Annotated in this window: 14 protein-coding genes; 5 read left to right on the top strand and 9 right to left on the bottom strand. The window is 72.6% G+C overall.

Annotation, left to right across the window (positions count from 1 at the left end; genetic code table 11):
* Nucleotides 1-9 precede the first annotated feature (9 nt).
* Entirely contained in the window at nt 10-339 is a 330-nt protein-coding gene (locus tag Actob_RS24120; protein WP_284914073.1) for a hypothetical protein, read from the bottom strand.
* 188 nt (nt 340-527) lie between these two features.
* On the opposite strand from Actob_RS24120, the gene Actob_RS24115 reads away from it, so the two are divergent.
* The 3 genes from Actob_RS24115 (at nt 528) to Actob_RS24105 (ending at nt 2,703) form a co-directional block, all read left to right on the top strand.
* Entirely contained in the window at nt 528-1,556 is a 1,029-nt protein-coding gene (locus tag Actob_RS24115; protein ID WP_284914072.1) for an Acg family FMN-binding oxidoreductase, read from the top strand.
* Nucleotides 1,557-1,579: 23 nt separating this feature from the next.
* Nucleotides 1,580-2,266, top strand: a complete 687-nt coding sequence (locus Actob_RS24110) for a CBS domain-containing protein (protein WP_284914071.1) — start codon at nt 1,580-1,582, stop codon at nt 2,264-2,266.
* A 152-nt stretch (nt 2,267-2,418) separates the two neighbouring features.
* Nucleotides 2,419-2,703, top strand: coding sequence for a hypothetical protein (locus Actob_RS24105; RefSeq protein WP_284914070.1), 285 nt, complete (start codon nt 2,419-2,421; stop codon nt 2,701-2,703).
* A 30-nt stretch (nt 2,704-2,733) separates the two neighbouring features.
* Here the strand turns inward: Actob_RS24105 and Actob_RS24100 are convergent, their stop codons facing one another.
* Both Actob_RS24100 and Actob_RS24095 read right to left on the bottom strand, forming a co-directional pair.
* Entirely contained in the window at nt 2,734-3,954 is a 1,221-nt protein-coding gene (locus tag Actob_RS24100) for a sensor histidine kinase (protein WP_284914069.1), read from the bottom strand.
* Nucleotides 3,951-4,655, bottom strand: coding sequence for a response regulator transcription factor (locus Actob_RS24095; RefSeq protein WP_284914068.1), 705 nt, complete (start codon nt 4,653-4,655; stop codon nt 3,951-3,953). Before Actob_RS24095 ends, Actob_RS24100 begins: the two co-directional genes overlap by 4 nt.
* Nucleotides 4,656-4,764: 109 nt before the next feature.
* Here Actob_RS24095 and Actob_RS24090 point away from each other — a divergent pair, with 109 nt between their 5' ends.
* Nucleotides 4,765-5,289 carry a DUF2231 domain-containing protein gene (locus tag Actob_RS24090; RefSeq protein ID WP_284914067.1) on the top strand — a complete coding sequence of 175 codons (525 nt, stop codon included), beginning with the start codon at nt 4,765-4,767 and terminating at the stop codon, nt 5,287-5,289.
* 42 nt (nt 5,290-5,331) lie between these two features.
* Here the strand turns inward: Actob_RS24090 and Actob_RS24085 are convergent, their stop codons facing one another.
* Entirely contained in the window at nt 5,332-5,694 is a 363-nt protein-coding gene (locus Actob_RS24085; RefSeq protein ID WP_284914066.1) for a VOC family protein, read from the bottom strand.
* 248 nt (nt 5,695-5,942) lie between these two features.
* On the opposite strand from Actob_RS24085, the gene adhE reads away from it, so the two are divergent.
* Nucleotides 5,943-8,576, top strand: a complete 2,634-nt coding sequence (gene adhE / locus Actob_RS24080) for a bifunctional acetaldehyde-CoA/alcohol dehydrogenase (protein ID WP_284914065.1) — start codon at nt 5,943-5,945, stop codon at nt 8,574-8,576.
* 49 nt (nt 8,577-8,625) lie between these two features.
* On the opposite strand, the gene Actob_RS24075 is transcribed toward adhE, so the two are convergent.
* From Actob_RS24075 to Actob_RS24055, 5 genes are all read right to left on the bottom strand, one after another.
* Nucleotides 8,626-9,495, bottom strand: coding sequence for a universal stress protein (locus Actob_RS24075; RefSeq protein ID WP_284914064.1), 870 nt, complete (start codon nt 9,493-9,495; stop codon nt 8,626-8,628).
* A gap of 28 nt (nt 9,496-9,523) precedes the next feature.
* A complete protein-coding gene (locus Actob_RS24070; protein ID WP_284914063.1) occupies nt 9,524-9,793 on the bottom strand; it encodes a GlsB/YeaQ/YmgE family stress response membrane protein in 270 nt (89 codons plus the stop codon).
* 122 nt (nt 9,794-9,915) lie between these two features.
* A complete protein-coding gene (locus Actob_RS24065; protein WP_284914062.1) occupies nt 9,916-10,626 on the bottom strand; it encodes a nitroreductase/quinone reductase family protein in 711 nt (236 codons plus the stop codon).
* Between the two features lie 109 nt (nt 10,627-10,735).
* On the bottom strand, nt 10,736-14,284 hold the full coding sequence (gene nifJ, locus Actob_RS24060; RefSeq protein WP_284914061.1) for a pyruvate:ferredoxin (flavodoxin) oxidoreductase: 3,549 nt from the start codon (nt 14,282-14,284) through the stop codon (nt 10,736-10,738).
* On the bottom strand, nt 14,281-15,924 hold the full coding sequence (locus Actob_RS24055; protein WP_284914060.1) for an NAD(P)-binding protein: 1,644 nt from the start codon (nt 15,922-15,924) through the stop codon (nt 14,281-14,283). Before Actob_RS24055 ends, nifJ begins: the two co-directional genes overlap by 4 nt.
* Nucleotides 15,925-16,027 lie beyond the last annotated feature (103 nt).

Genomic DNA, 16,027 nt, shown 5'->3' with positions numbered 1-16,027 from the left:
TTCGTTCGCTCATCCGGAGCGGGCCGGGACCACGACCCCGCCGGTCCGGCGCAACTTCTGCCAGCGCAGCCCCCGGCCGGTCAGTGCGGTCAGCGCGGCGCGCAGCAGCACCAGGTACAGGAATTGGCGGTAGGCGATCTGCTGCAGGGGCAGGCTCCACAACGGCCACAGCGGCAGCAGCATCCCGGCGGCGTACCACCAGTGCCGCGGCCGGCGCCGGCCGCCTGGAGCGGCGAAGATCGGCGATGGTGCTTCGTCGAGGCGCGCCACCTCGGTGAGCGCGTGCTCGATCGGCCGGACCCGGCCGGTCACCGGGCGGACGCGGGTCCGCCCGGCCACCCGTCCCACCGGACGCGGTGCCGGCCCTCGGCGAGATCGCCCGCAGCGGGCCATGACTTGACGCTAGGCCGGACCCGGCCGGCTCCGCATGTTCCGGAAGTCCCGTCGTGTATGCCATCGCGGGGACCAAAGACCCTGGCCGGGTGGGCGAGTGGAGGGTCTCGTGGAAGGAGAGCAGAGGAGGAGTCATGAACGTTTCCTTCGTCCCGCCGTCGCGGGGAGTGCTCACCGACTGCGTTCGCTCGGCGATGACCGCGCCGTCGTTGCACAACAGTCAGCCGTGGCTGTTCCGGATCAGTGGCCCGCACGTCGACGTGTACGCCGACCCGTCCCGGCGACTGCCGGTGGTGGACCCGGACGGCCGGGAGCTGCTGATAAGTGTGGGCGCTGCGGTGTTCACACTGCGGGCGGCGGTGCGCGGGGCCGGCTACGACACGCGCTGCGACCTGTTGCCCGACCCGGACCAGCCGACGCTGGCCGCCCGGGTCACCGCGACCCGGGCCCTGGCCGTCGACCCGCCGGCCGAGGCGCTCGCCGCGGCGATCCCGTACCGGCACACCAACCGCTGGCCGTTCGCGCAGGTGCCGGTGCCCGCCGACCAGCTCGGCCGGCTCCGGGACGCCGCCCGCCGGGAGGGCGCGGTGCTGACCGTCGCGGACCCGGTCGGTCGGGACGCGGTGCTCGACCTGGCCCGGGCCGCCGATCGCTGGCTGCGCGACCAGCCTGGTTACCGGGCAGAACTCGGCGACTGGACCGGCCGTCGGCGGCACGACGGGGTACCGGTGTGGGCGGCCGGCCCGTGGGACGCCCTCGAGGTGGTACCGGTCCGCGACTTCGCGACGCGGGCGCGGCGCCAGCCGGCCCCGGAGCCGTTCGAGCCCTACCCGACGATCATGGTGTTGGCCACCGGCGGGGACACCCGGCTCGACTGGCTGCGTGCCGGGCAGGCGCTGCAACGAGTCCTGTTGACCGCTACCTGGCTGGGCCTCGCCACCATGCCGATCAGCCAGCCGATCGAGGCGCCCGCGGTGCGTGCCACGCTGGCCGCCCGGACGCCGGGCATGTCGCCGCAACTGGTGGTGCGCGTCGGCTACGGCCGCGTGCAGACGCCCGGCGGCAGCCCGCGCCGGGCGCTGTCCGAGGTGCTGCTCCGCGCGGCCGATGGACCCCGGCCGACGGGACCAACCGTCCTGCCCTTCCCGGCGCCACAGGCCTAGCGTCGGAGGTGGAGGGATCGACGATGAAGACTTGGCATGTCAGCGACGTGATGACCACCGACGTTGTCGCGGTCGGGCCGGACACACCGTACCGGGAACTGGTCGCCCTGCTGGCCACGCACCGGATCAACGCGTTGCCGGTGGTGGACGCGGGACGATGGGTCCTCGGCGTGGTGTCCGAGTCGGACCTGCTGCGCAAGATCGAATACGTGGGCGCGGATCAGCCGCGCTGGTTCCAGCGGCGGGAGCGCGCCGCCCGCCGCAAGGCCGGCGCGCTGACCGCCGGGGAGTTGATGACCGCGCCGGTCGAGGTGGTGCTGCCGACGACGAGTATCCGTACGGCCGCCCGCCGGATGGACCAGGCGCACGTCAAGCAGCTGCCGGTGGAGGACGACCTGGGCCGGCTGGTCGGCATCGTCAGCCGCAGCGACCTGCTCAGGGAGTATCTGCGCCCGGACGCGGAGATCCTCGCCGAGGTGCGCGCGGCGGTCCACGAGGCCACCTACACCGAGAACACCGCGCAGGCCGAGGCGAGCGTCGAGCAGGGCGTCGTCACCCTGACCGGCCGGGTCGAGCGGTGGTCCACGATGGCCCTGACCGTCCGGCTGGTCCGCCTGGTGCCCGGGGTGCTCGACGTCGACTGCCGGCTCGGTCACGACATCGACGACCGGCAGTCGGCCGACCGGACGCCGGCGTTCCTCGTGGGTTGACCCGGTCACGGTAGCCGCCCGCATGTTCCCGGAGTGAACGAGGCGCGCCCGATGGCTTGGTCACGGGTCATCCGAACTTCGCGGACGGGACCTTGGTCCCTGCTGATCGAGGTCACTACCCACCAGGGTTGACGTCGGAGGAGGTGGAAGCTTTGTTCTACCTGGTCTTGTTCACGATGGCCCTGCTGTTCACCGCCGTGTTCGCCGCATGGCCGGCGGTCACGGCGGTGCCGTCGAAGGACGCCACCGCGTCCCCCGACCTTGAAGATCGGCTGGTCCGGGCGACCACCCTGGAGGGCGCGCTGGCCGCTCAGCTTGTCCGCGGTGAGATCAACCGCGGCCAGTACCAGCATGCGCTGGAACGGCTGGCGGCCCGGGACGACGAGGAACACCCGCTGTCGGTGCCGGAGAAAGGCGACTCCAGCACGGGCGCGTGAGGCGATTGGCAACGGTCCGGCGGATGTCGGTCACTGCGGGGCGGGCAGCCGGATGGTGAAGGTGGCGCCGCGGCCGGGTTCGCCGCCGGCCTCGATGGTGCCACCGTGCCCGGCCACCACCTCGCGGGCCAGCGCCAGGCCGAGGCCGAAGCGGCGATGATCGCCGTGGCCGCGGGCGAACCGGTCGAAGATGCGCTCGGCGTCGGCCGGGTCGAAACCGGTGCCGTCATCACGTACGGTAAGCCGCACCGAGTTCTCCTGGCGCTGGAAACGCAGTTCGACAGTGACGTGTCCACCGGCCGGCGTGTGGCTCAGCGCGTTGTCGACCAGCGCGACGACCACCCGGCGCAGTGCCGCCTCCCGGCCGTGGACCAGCGACGGACTGTCCGGGTCGGGATTCAGGGCGAGTTCGACGTTCTGGTGGTGAGCCCGGGCGGCGAAGGCCGCGACCACGCCGGCGGCCAGCACACCCAGGTCGACCTCGGCCGTCGCGCCGGCGTTGTGCGCCGGCCCGGTGGAGAGCAGCAGGTCCTCGATCACCTCGCCGAGCTGCCCGGTACCTGTCACCAGCTGGGCGACGTCCGCTGCCATGGCGTCCCGCGACGCCCCGGCCAGCAGATCCTGTTGCAGCAGCTGGGCGCGGGTGTGCAGTTGCGTGACCGGGGTCCGCAGCTCATGGCTGGCATCGGCGACGAACCGGCGCTGCCGGGCCAGCGCCTCGCCGAGGGGTGCGGTGGCCCGGCGCGCCAGCAGCGTCCCGGCCGCGCCCGCGGCGGCCAGGCCGAACAGCCCGGCCACGCCGAGCGCGGTCAGCAGCCGGTGCCGCTCGTCCTCCTCGCCGGCGAGGCTGCCGACCACCTGCACCGTGCTGTGGCCGCGGCTCCGGGTCACCATCAGGTAGTCGGATCCGTCGATGTCGATCCCGGTCGTCTCGGCGGCGCCGCCGGCCCGGACCCGGTCCAGTGCGGCCCGGTCCGGCAGGCCGTGCGGCGGATGCGCGGTCGAGGTCAGCCGGCCGTCCGGAGCCACCCGGAAGATCCAGGTGCCATCCGGCGGGTCGATCACGTCCTCCGCCGTGGCGGCGGTCTTCCACAGGGACCGCTGCAGCTCGGCACGTTGGGCGCGCGCGACGGTGTACGCCGTGACGAGGCCGAACATCAGCAGGATCAGGGCCACCGTCACGGTGTTCTGCACCGCGAGGGCACGGCGCGCCCGCCGCAGCAGCTGCCGGTCGGGGCCGGCGGCGCTCATCGCGCGCCCAGCCGGTAACCGGCGCCGCGCACGGTGTGCACGACCTCGGCGCCGAGTTTGCGGCGCAGGTAGTGCACGTAGGTGTCGACCAGGGTCTCCGCTGCCGCGTCGGGGAAGACGCGGGCGACGATGTCGGCCCGGCTGAAGGTCCGGTCCGGCGCCTCGGCCAGCATGCGCAGCAGGTCGGCCTCTCGCCCGGACAGCGCGGCGACGCTGCCATCAGCACCGGTGACCTGCCGGGTGAGCAGGTCGAACTCGGACGTCCCGACGGACAGGGTGGTCACCGCGGCGACCGGGCGACGCAGCAGCACCCGCACCCGGGCCAGCAGCTCGTCGACCTCGAACGGCTTGACCAGATAGTCCTCGGCTCCGCCGTCCAGGCCCGCCACTCGGTCGTCGACGGTGCCCAGAGCGGTCAGGACCAGCGCCGGGGTGGTGATACCGCTGCGCCGCAGCCGCGCGAGCAGGTCCAGGCCCTCGATGGCGGGCAGCCGGCGATCGAGCACCAGGACGTCGTAGCGACGGATCAGCGCCAGATGCAGTCCGGCCTGACCGTCACGGGCCAGATCCGCGATGTACCCCGCCTGCTGGAACAGGCGCAGCAGCATGTCACCGACTTCCCGGTCGTCCTCCACCACTAGGATCCGCCGTTCCGCCGGGTGCCGGCCGCCGCCGCCGGTCGCTGTGGTCGTGGTCCGCACCGGCCAAGAATGCCGCGACCGCATCGGAAAACTCCAAGAAAACGACTCCTACGCTGCCAGGAATGCCCGGCAGCCCGATCACCTCGTACAGAATCCGGAAGGCTCTCGCATGTCAACCATCAACGGACTCCCCGCACACGTCCTGCTCGTGCACGCCGTCGTCGTGCTGCTTCCGCTGAGCGCCCTGTTGCTGGTGCTCACCGCGCTCTGGCCGGCCGCCCGGCACCGGCTGGCCGGGGCGAACGCCCTGCTGGCCTGGGGCGTCACCGGGCTGGTGCCGCTGACCACCGAGGCGGGGGAGTGGCTGGAGCGCCGTGTCCCCGGCAGCGTCCTGGTACACGAACACGCCGAACTCGGGGACAGCGCCATCTTCTACGCCGTCCCGATCGCCGTGCTGGCCCTGCTCGTCTGGTGGCGGCACCGGGAGATCATCGCGGCGACCGGTCCCGGCGGGGCACCCGAACGCCGCACCTACCTGGCGCCGCTGTCGCCGGCTGTCACCGGAATGGTCGCCGCGGCCGCCATCGCCGTGGCGACGACGGGTGTCTACGGCATCTACCGCATCGGTGACTCCGGAGCCAGAGCCGCCTGGACCGGCGGCGTCAGCACCACCGGCACCGGGCTACCTGGCTGACCGGCACCGGGGCGTGCCGCGTGCCGGAGCAGGCCTGGGGCCTCAAGCGGCGGTCATCGGCTCGCCCTGCAGCAGACCGATCGCGTTGCCGGCCGGGTCCTGGAACAGCGCGAACGACAGGGAGTCGTTGATGCGGGTGGGCGGGGTCAGCAGGTCACCGCCCAGGCCGGTGATGGTCTTCAGCGCGGCATCCAGGTCCAGGACGTCGATGTAGATCGTCACGTAGGGCAGCATCCGCTCACGGGTCTGCATCAGGCCACCGCCGGTCCCGTCGGCGACCGGGCGTACCAGGCAGTAGTCCTCTCTCGCGTCGTCGATCGTCCAGCCGAAGGCCTTGGCGTAGAAGTCGCGCAGCTCGGGCAGGTTCGGGCCGCCGATCTCCCAGTGCACGACCGCGTTGGTCATGGTGATCACCTCGATGTGGTTGCCTCTGCCGCCAGTGTCGGCCGCTTTCCGGGCGGAGCCCAGGGCCGGGAGTCCCGAACTCGCGGACAGATCGCCGCGTCGCGGTCGCATGCCGGCCGTGGTCCGCCCCGATCGGGCCCTTCGCATCCCGCCGTCCGGGACCAGTGGCCCTGTGTCCCGGCCGCTGCGTGGATCAAGGTGAGGGTGTCCGGTCCGTTCGAGACGGACCACGAGTGAAGGAGGCGGCCGTGACCGCTCAGCGATCGGGCCCGCAACCTGTGCCCTCCGACGTCGCCATCGAGGTGGACACCCTGGTGACCGCCGCGCTCAAGGCGCTCGCCGAGTACGACTCGTTCGACCAGGAGAAGATCGACTACATCGTCAAGAAGGCGTCGGTCGCGGCTCTCGACCGGCATGCCGCGCTGGCCCAGCTGGCCGTCGAGGAGACCGGCCGGGGCGTCTTCGAGGACAAGGCGGTCAAGAACATCTTCGCCTGCGAGCACGTCACGCACAGCATGGCGAAGCTGCGCACGGTCGGCGTGATCAGCCACGACGAGATCACCGGGGTCACCGAGATCGCCGACCCGGTCGGCGTGGTCGCCGGCATCACCCCGGTCACCAACCCGACCTCGACGACCATCTTCAAGGCGTTGATCGCGCTGAAGACCCGTAACCCGATCGTGTTCGCGTTCCACCCGGCCGCGCAGCGGTGCAGCGCCGAGGCGGCCCGGGTCGTGCGGGACGCCGCGGTCGCCGCCGGCGCGCCGGCGGACTGCGTGCAGTGGATCGAGCACCCGTCGGTCGAGGCCACCACGGCCCTCATGCACCATCCGGGCGTCGCGACCATCCTGGCCACCGGCGGCAACAACATGGTGCGGGCGGCGTACTCGGCCGGCAAGCCCGCCCTCGGCGTCGGCGCCGGGAACGTGCCCGCCTACGTGGAGGCGACCGCGAAACTTCCCCGGGCGATCAACGACATCGTGCTGTCGAAGTCCTTCGACAACGGCATGATCTGCGCCTCCGAGCAGGCCGCCATCATCGACGACGAGATCTACGACGCCGCCCTGGACGAGTTCCGCGGTCTGCACGCCCACCTCGCCACCGCCGAGGAGAAGCGACTGCTGGAGGAGTTCATCTTCGGGGTCGCGGCGTTCGGCACCGCGTGCGACGGCGCCAAGCTCAACCCGCGGGTGGTCGGGCAGTCCGCGGCCTGGATCGCCGAGCAGGCCGGGTTCACCGTGCCGCCGCAGACCTCGATCATCCTCACCGAGGTCGCCGAGGTCGGCCCGAGCGAGCCGCTGACCCGGGAGAAGCTGTGCCCGGTCCTCGCGGTCCTGCGGGTGCACTCCCGGGAGGAGGGGGTGCGCGCGGCCACCCAGATGGTGGAGTTCCACGGGCTGGGCCACAGCGCCGTGATCCATACAGCGGACGAGCAGTTGGTCGTCGAGTTCGGCCAGCGGGTGAAGGCGGTACGGGTGATCTGGAACTCGCCGGCCTCGCAGGGCGGCATCGGCGACATGTACAACGCGTTCCTGCCCTCGCTGACCCTGGGCTGCGGGAGTTACGGGCACAACTCGGTGTCCAACAACGTGTCGGCGGTCAACCTGATCAACGTCAAGCGGATCGGCCGGCGTACCAACAACCTGCAGTGGTTCAAGGTGCCGTCGAAGATCTACTTCGAGCCGCACGCGATCCGTTACCTGAGCGACATGCCGGACGTCGCCCGGGTCACCGTGGTCACCGACGAGACGATGACCCGGCTGGGTTTCGTCGAGCGCATCGACCGGGTGCTGCAGAACCGGCCGAACCGGGTGGTCCTGCAGATCATCGACGACGTGGAGCCGGAACCCCGGATGACCACCGTGGAACGCGGCGCCGAGCTGATGCGCTCGTTCCACCCGGACACCATCATCGCGCTCGGCGGCGGCTCGGCGATGGACGCGGCCAAGGTGATGTGGCTCAAGTACGAGCACCCGGAGGTCGACTTCGCCGACATGCGGGAGAAGTTCTTCGACATCCGCAAACGGGCGTTCACCTTCCCGACCCTGGGGGAGAAGGCGCGGCTGGTCTGCATCCCGACCACCTCCGGGACCGGCGCCGAGGTGACCCCGTTCGCGGTCATCACCGACCACCGCACCGGCAAGAAGTACCCGCTCGCCGACTACGCGCTGACCCCGACCGTGGCGATCGTCGACCCGGCGCTGACCGCCAGCCTGCCCCGGGTGATCGCCGCGGACAGCGGGTTCGACGCGCTCACCCACGCGATCGAGGCGTACGTGTCGGTCTACGCCAACGACTTCACCGACGGCCTGGCCCTGCACGCCATCCGGCTGATCTTCGCCAACCTGGAGAAGTCGGTGGTGCACGGCGACGGCGAGGCCCGGGAGCGGATGCACAACGCCGGCACCATCGCCGGGATGGCGTTCGGCAGTGCGTTCCTCGGCATCGTGCACGCCATGTCGCACACCCTCGGGGCCACCTTCCACCTCGCGCACGGGCGGACCAACGCGGTCCTGCTGCCGCACGTGATCCGCTACAACGGCAGCACCCCGTCGAAGCTGTCCGGCTGGCCGAAGTACGAGAACTACCGGGCACCCGAGCGCTTCGCCGACATCGCCGCGATGCTCGGCCTGCCCGCGGCCACCCCGGCCGAGGCGGTGGAGTCCCTGGCGGCCGCCGTTGAACGGTTGCGCGACGCGGTCGGCATCGAGCCGTCGTTCGCCGCGCTCGGCGTCGACGAGAAGGCGTTCCTCGCGGCACTGCCGCAGCAGGCGCTCAACGCGTACGAGGACCAGTGCGCCCCGGCCAACCCGCGGATGCCGATGCTCGCCGACATGCGGGAGCTGATGCGGGCCGCCTTCTACGGCGCCGAGCGTTCGTAGCAGTCGCGGCAAGCGTGGCCGGCCCTCGGCAGGGGCCGGCCACGGCTCATCAGCGGGCGATCAGCACCGGGCAGTCCGCGTGGTGCAGCAACTGCTGACCGACCGATCCCAGCGGGCTGCCGCGGCCGTGGTTGCCGACCACCATCAGCTGGGCGTGGTACGAGGCGCCCACCAGCAGGCCCGCAGCCGATCCGGCGGCCACCTGGCTCCGCACCTGAACATCCGGGAAGTCGGCCTGCCCTCCGGCCAGCAGCCCGACCACCTCGTCCATGCGGGACTTCGCCAACTCCTCCGGGCCGGTAGGCAGGGTCGGGTGCAGGCCCGAGGCGACCGGTGGCAGCGCCTCGGCATACGCGTGCAGCGCGAGCACGGGCGCGTGCCTCAGGCGGGCGGCGTCGAGAGCGGCGCGCAGCGCCGCCCGGCCACCGGGGGAGCTGTCGACGCCGACCACGACCGGGCCGTCGATGGCGAAGGACCGGCCGCGCACCACCGCGGTGGTGCACCGGGCGTGGGTGGACACCCGCTGCCCGACCGACCCGAGCAGCAGGCTGGTGAGACCGCCGCGGCCGCGATGGCCGACCACCAGCAGGCCGGCGTCCCCGCTGTGCTGAAGCAGCACGGCGGCGGGCTGGCCCGGCGCGACCACGGTGCGCACGCTCACCGTGGGAGCCAGGGCGCCGAGAGCGGCGCGGGCGTCGGCCACGGTGGCCTCCGCGAGGACGGCCGCCGTGGCCGGATCCTGGCGGGACCGCCAGGGCAGTGCGGCTCCGGCCGGATCGTAGGCGCACAGGACGGTGAGTGTGGTGCCACGCCGCTGGGCTTCCACCGCGGCCCACCGCACAGCCGCCTGCGCGGGAGCGGAGCCGTCGGTGCCGACGAGGACCGGCTCGCCGGCCCGGGCCGGTCGCTGACCGGCCATGCTGGGTGCTCTCCGCCGAGCGAGGGGCTCAGGAGCGGCGTTGTCCGCGGATGCCGGCGACCAGGGCCACGCCGGCGGCGGCCAGGCCCACCTGCAGGGCGAGTTCTATCCAGTCGATGCCGGGGGTGTCGTCGACGCCGATGGCGGCGGCGAGGAAGGTCCCGATGAGCGCGGCCACCACGCCGATGAGCAGGGTGAGCCAGATCGCGATGTGCTGCTTGCCGGGAACCACGAGACGGCCGAGGGCTCCGATGATCAGGCCGATGACGATGGCGGTGAGGAATCCGGTGATCTCCAATGTCCGCTCCTTGGAAGGTGAACGGTGCCGCCGGTGAAGGGTCGCATCACGTCACAGCCTCCGGTGCCGCGACCGGCCGAAGTTGGCGGGCGGTGCCACTTCGGACTGTTTCCGCTCGCTTTTCAGCGCCGGCGGCCCCACACCAGGTACGACGGCGGGCCCATCGGCTGCACCAGCAACGCCGGCCACCACAGCGCCTTCGGTCCCCGGACCTCTCCCGCCGGTCGGCGTGCCAGGTCGAGCGCGGCCGTCACGGTCAGGGCCACCTCCACCGAGCCCAGAACCAGAACTGCCGTTCGCTGCGCGGGGGACAGTTCACCCCAGGTTCGCCGGCCGGCCGGCCGGTGATGCTCGGCCGGGCGGCCGGAGGTGATGATCCGGAACACCGGGTAGTCGTCGGCGATCCGGGCGAAGTCGGCGAGTGCGGCGTGCCGGTCCACGGGCAGGTGCGCCCGGGCACCGGGTGCCGCGGCGAGGAAGGCGCGCAGGATCGGCGCCCGGTCCCGCGGCTCGACCTCGACCAGCCGGGCCTCCTCCCGATCGCCGTGTCGCAGCACCACCGTCCCGTCCGCGGCGCGCACGTTCGCCACCCAGTTGGCTCGCCGGCCGAGCATCGCGACGAGGTAGCGCTCCCCGCGATAGCGGGTCACCACGAGGGGGCACGAGATGGTCCGTCCGCTGCGCCGGCCGGTCACCTCCAGCGTCACCCAGGTGGCCGGGGTCAGGAAGCCGGCCGAGAACTGGGCCGCGGAGAGCCGGTTGAGCCATCGGGCCACGCGGTCGGGGCGGCCGCCGCGGTACATCCGTCGCCGGGCCGCCTGGGATAGCAACATGGGACCTCCTAGCCGTCACGGACCACGCGCAGCGCCGGTCCTCACCCTCCACGCTCGCCCGCCACCGGGCGCTCGGCCAGGGCCGATCGGCCCGCGCGGGCGGCGAGGTTCACGTCATCTGCGAACGGGCATCCGCCGGGAACCGTTCCGGGCCGTGCGACGCCATCTCCTCGTACACCCGCCACCGCTGGTCGACCGCCTCCTGAGCGAGCCGGGCCAGCCGCTCGGCCTCGACCGGATCGGTGTCGTGCAGCTGCCGGAAGCGCAGCTCATGCCCGGTGAACTCGGTCAGCGGCAGGCGTGGCCGGGGCGAGTCGAGCAGGAACGGGTTGGCGCCCGCGGCGCGCAGCACCGGGTCGTAGCGCATCAGCGGCCAGTACCCGGTGGCCACCGCCCGGTGCTGCTGGTTCAGGCCGTCGCGCATCTCGATGCCGTGGGCGATGCAGTGCGCGTACGCGATCACCAGCGACGGCCCGTCGTACGCCTCCGCCTCCCGCAGGGCTTGCAGTGTCTGCTGCGGGTCGGCGCCCATCGCCACCCGGGCCACGTAGACGTTGCCGTACGCGATGGCCTGCAACGCCAGGTCCTTCTTCGGCGTCGTCTTGCCGCCGGCGGCGAACCGGGCGACCGCCGACAGCGGCGTGGCCTTGGACATCTGCCCGCCGGTGTTCGAGTACACCTCGGTGTCGAGCACCAGCACGTTCACGTTCCGGCCGGTGGCCAGCACGTGATCCAGGCCGGCCGCGCCGATGTCGTACGCCCAGCCGTCGCCGCCGACGATCCAGACGCTGCGGCGTACCAGATGGTCCAGCACGCTGCGCAGGTCGGCGACCACCGGATCGCCGGCCGGCAGCGCCGCGAGGCGCCGCCGCACCTCGTCGAGGCGCTCCCGCTGGGCGGCGAACTCCGACTCGCGCCGCTGCGGCGCGGCCAGCACGGCGTCGACGAGCTCGGCGCCCACCTGGTCGCGCACCTGCCGCAACCGGGTCTGTGCCAGTTCCCGATGCAGGTCGGCGGCGAGCCGGAAGCCCAGCCCGAACTCGGCGTCGTCCTCGAACAGCGAGTTCGACCAGGCCGGCCCGCGCCCCTGCGCGTCGCGGGTCCACGGCGTGGTGGGCAGGTTGCCGCCGTAGATCGACGAGCAGCCGGTCGCGTTCGCGACCATCAGCCGGTCGCCGAACAACTGCGACAACACCTTGAGGTACGGCGTCTCCCCGCACCCGGTGCACGCGAGGGAGAACTCGAACAGCGGTTGCAGGAACTGCGCCCCGCGGACGGTACCGAAGTCGACCCGGGAGCGGTCCGCGTACGGAAGGGTCTCGAAGAAGTCGATGTTGGTGCGCGCGGCGGCCAGCTGGGGCTCGCGCGGCTCCAGATTGATCGCCTTGTGCGCGGGCGTGCCGACCGGGCAGGCCTCGACGCACAGCCCGCAGCCGGTGCAGTCCTCGGCGTAGACCTGCAGGGCGAACCCGGCGTCGGGCAGCCCGCGAGCGTTGAGTGGCGCGGCCGGGAAGCCGTCCGGGGCGCCGGCCAGCGCCGTCACGTCCAGCAGCTTGGCGCGGATGACGCTGTGCGGGCAGACGAACGCGCAGGTGCCGCACTGGATGCAGGTCTGCGGATCCCAGGTGGCGACCAGGTCGGCCAGGTTGCGCTTCTCGAAGGCGGTGGTGCCGCCCGGATAGGTGCCGTCCACCGGCAGCGCGCTGACCGGCAGCAGGTCGCCGCGCCCGGCGAGCATCGCCGCCGTGACCTCACGGACGAAGCGGGGCGCGGTCGCCGGGACCGGCTCCGGTGGCTGCCGGGTCGAGGTCGCCGTTTCCGGTACGTCGATCTGCCGCAACGCCTCGAGCGCGGCGTCCACGGCGGCGTGGTTGCGTGCCACCACCTCGGGACCCCGTTTGGCGTACGTCTTGGTGATCGCCGCCTTGATCCGGCTGATCGCGGCGTCCCGCGGCAGCACCCCGGAGATCGCGAAATAGCAGGTCTGCAGCACGGTGTTGCTGCGCCCGGGCAGCCCGGCCGCGGCCGCCACCCGGTCGGCGTCGATCGCGTACAGCCGCAGCCCCCGGGCGACGACCTGCTCCTGCGCCGGTCGCGACAGCGACGCCCAGACGTCCTCGGCCGCGGTGTTCACCAGCAGGGTGGCGCCCGGCGCCGCCCGGTCCAGCACCTCCGCCCGGTCCAGCAGGGCGGCGTGGTGGCAGCCGACGAACCCGGCCCGCGAGATCAGGTACGGGGCGTGGATCGGCGCCGTCCCGAACCTCAGGTGGGACACCGTCAGGCCACCGGACTTCTTCGAGTCGTAGACGAAGTAGCCCTGAGCGTGGGTACCCGGCTCCTCGGCAAGGATCTTGATGGTGTTCTTGTTCGCGCCGACGGTGCCGTCCGAGGCGATCCCGAAGAACACCGCCCGGTTGGTCCCCGCCGGTTCGATGTCCAGCTCGGTCCACGGCAGGCTGGTCCCGGTGACGTCGTCGACGATGCCGGCGGTGAACCGCGGCCGGGGCCGGTCGGCGGCCAGCTCGGTGAGGACGGCGGCGACCATGCCCGGGGTGAACTCCTTGGAGCCCAGGCCGTACCGGCCGCCGATCACCAGGGGCATCGGGCGGCCACTGCCCGCGAGGGCCGCGATCACGTCGAGGTGCAGCGGCTCGCCGGCCGAGCCGGGCTCCTTGGTGCGGTCCAGCACGGCGATCCGGGTGACCGTCGGCGGCAGCGCGGCCACGAGCGCCGCCTGCGGGAACGGGCGGAACAGCCGGACCTGCACGACGCCGACCCGCTCGCCGCGCCCGGCCAGGTACGCGACGGTCTCGCGGGCCGTCTCGGCGCCCGAGCCCATCAGCACGACGACCCGCTCGGCATCCGGCGCGCCGTGGTACTCGACCGGGCGGTACCGTCGCCCGGTCCGCGCGGCCACCTCGTCCATGGCGGCCCGCACCGCGTCCGGCACCCGGTCGTGGAACGGGTTCACCGTCTCCCGGCTCTGGAAGTAGACGTCCGGGTTCTGCGCGGTCCCGCGGATCACCGGCCGCTCCGGCGACAGTGACCGGGTCCGGTGCGCGCGGATCAACTCCTCCGGCACCAGCGCCCGCAGGTCGTCGTCGCTCAGCGTCTCGATCGTCGTCAGCTCGTGCGAGGTCCGGAACCCGTCGAAGAAGTGCACGAACGGCACCCGGGTGCGCAGCGACGCCACCTGGGCGACCAGCGCCAGGTCGTGGGCCTCCTGCACGGATGCCGACGCCAGCATCGCGAAGCCGGTGGCCCGGACCGCCATCACGTCGGAGTGGTCCCCGAAGATGGACAGCCCCTGGGTGGCCAGCGCGCGGGCGGCCACGTGCAGTACCGCCGGGGTCAGCTCACCGGCGATCTTGTACATGTTCGGGATCATCAGCAGCAGCCCCTGCGACGCGGTGAACGTCGTGGTCAGGGCGCCGCTCTGCAACGCGCCGTGCAGTGCTCCGGCGGCGCCGCCCTCGCTCTGCATCTCGACGACCGACGGCACCGAGCCCCACACGTTGCGGCGACCGGCCACCGACCACTGGTCGGCCAGCTCCGCCATCGGCGACGACGGGGTGATCGGATAGATGCAGCAGATCTCGTTGAGCCGGTACGCGACCGACACCGCGGCCTCGTTGCCGTCCACGATCGCCCGGGTCATGGGTGTGCCTCCGGAATCAGGTCGATCGCGTGCACCGGGCACTGCGCGAAGCAGGTGCCGCATCCGGTGCAGCGGTCGTAGTCGAACCGGTACCGGTTGCCCGGCCCCAGCTTGATCACGGCGTCCTCCGGGCAGGCGCCCAGGCACCCGTCACATTCGAAGCAGTTGCCGCAGGACAGGCAGCGGCCGGCCTCGAACCGGGCGGCCGTCGCGTTCAGACCGCCGACCACCTCGGTGAAGTCGGCAGTCCGGGTGGCTGGATCGCGTTCGTCCTGGACCCGGCGGTCCGCGTCGCCGAAATACCACGGGTGCAGCAGGTCGAAGCCGGCCAGCGGGTGCTTGGCGGGCGCCGCCGCGCCGCTGCCGGAGAGGTAGGCGTGAATGTGCCGGGCCGCCTTGCGGCCATGCCCGATCCCGACGGTCACCGTGCGTTCGGCGGGCACCATGTCCCCGCCGGCGAACAGGCCGGCGGAGCCGGTCATGAACGACGCCGACACCAGCACGGTGCCGTCCGCGCCGAACTCGACGCCGGGCACCCCCCGCAGGAACGCGGTGTCGGCGCGCTGCCCGAGCGCGAGCACCACGGTGTCGGCCGCCAGGATTTCGGTACGCCCGGTCGGCACCGGCCGGCCGTCCGCGTCCAGCTCCATCACCTCGACCGTCAGTTCCGGCCCGTCGAACGCCTGGATGGTCCGCAACCAGTTGATCTTCACGCCTTCGCGTTCGGCGTCGTCCGCCTCCTCGGCGTGCGCGGGCATCTGCGCCCGGGTCCGCCGGTAGACGATCAGCGCCTCCTCGGCCCCGAGCCGCTTGGCGACCCGGGCGGCGTCCATCGCGGTGTTGCCGCCGCCGTACACCGCCACCCGCCGCCCGATCACCGGCCGCTCGCCGGCGGCGACGCTACGCAGCAGGCCTACCGCGTCGACGATCCGCCCGGCCTCGCGGGCCGGGATGTCGACCCGCTTGGACAGATGCGCCCCGACCGCGACGAACACGGCGTCGAAGCGCCCGGCCCGGCGTTCCGCCGCCAGGTCCAGGACCGGATGGCCGGTCTCGATCACCACGCCGAGCGCCTCGATCCGGGCGATCTCGGCGGCCAGGACATCGCGCGGCAGCCGGTAGGCGGGAATGCCGTAGCGCATCATCCCGCCCGGCTCGTCACCCGCGTCGTGGATCACCACCTGGTGACCGAGCCGGGCCAGGTGGTAGGCGGCCGACAGCCCGGAGGGCCCGGCACCGACCACCAGGACCCGGCGCCCGGTCGGTGCCGGCGGGGGATCGAAGGCCCAGCCGTGCTCCAGCGCCAGATCGCCGAGGAACCGTTCGACACCGTGGATCGAGACCGCGCTGTCCAGCTGGATCCGGTTGCAGACCGACTCGCACGGGTGGTAGCAGACCCGGCCACAGATCGCGGGCAGCGGGTTGTCGGCGGTCAGCACCCGCCAGGCAGCCTGGTAGTCGCCGCCGCGCGCGTGCGCCAGCCACGCCTGGATGTTCTCCCCGGCGGGACAGCCCGCGTTGCAGGGCGGCAGCAGGTCGACGTAGACCGGGCGGCGTTGCCGGACCGGACCGCCGCGGGCCTGGTCGTGTGCCAGGTCGGGCAGCGGTGTCATGTCACCGGCGGGATTCTTCTTCGGCATGGGACGGACCTCCTCCGTGGCGTCGCGTCTCCCTCCCTCCATGGCACGCACGACAGCCCCCGTCCGGGCAGGGCGGGAAGGCCGGGTAGGACGGGCCGGACGG

The organism is Actinoplanes oblitus (assembly GCF_030252345.1).
Lineage (GTDB): Bacteria > Actinomycetota > Actinomycetes > Mycobacteriales > Micromonosporaceae > Actinoplanes > Actinoplanes oblitus.
The sequence above is the reverse complement of the archived record's forward strand: the minus strand, read 5'-3'. Positions and strand labels throughout refer to the sequence as shown.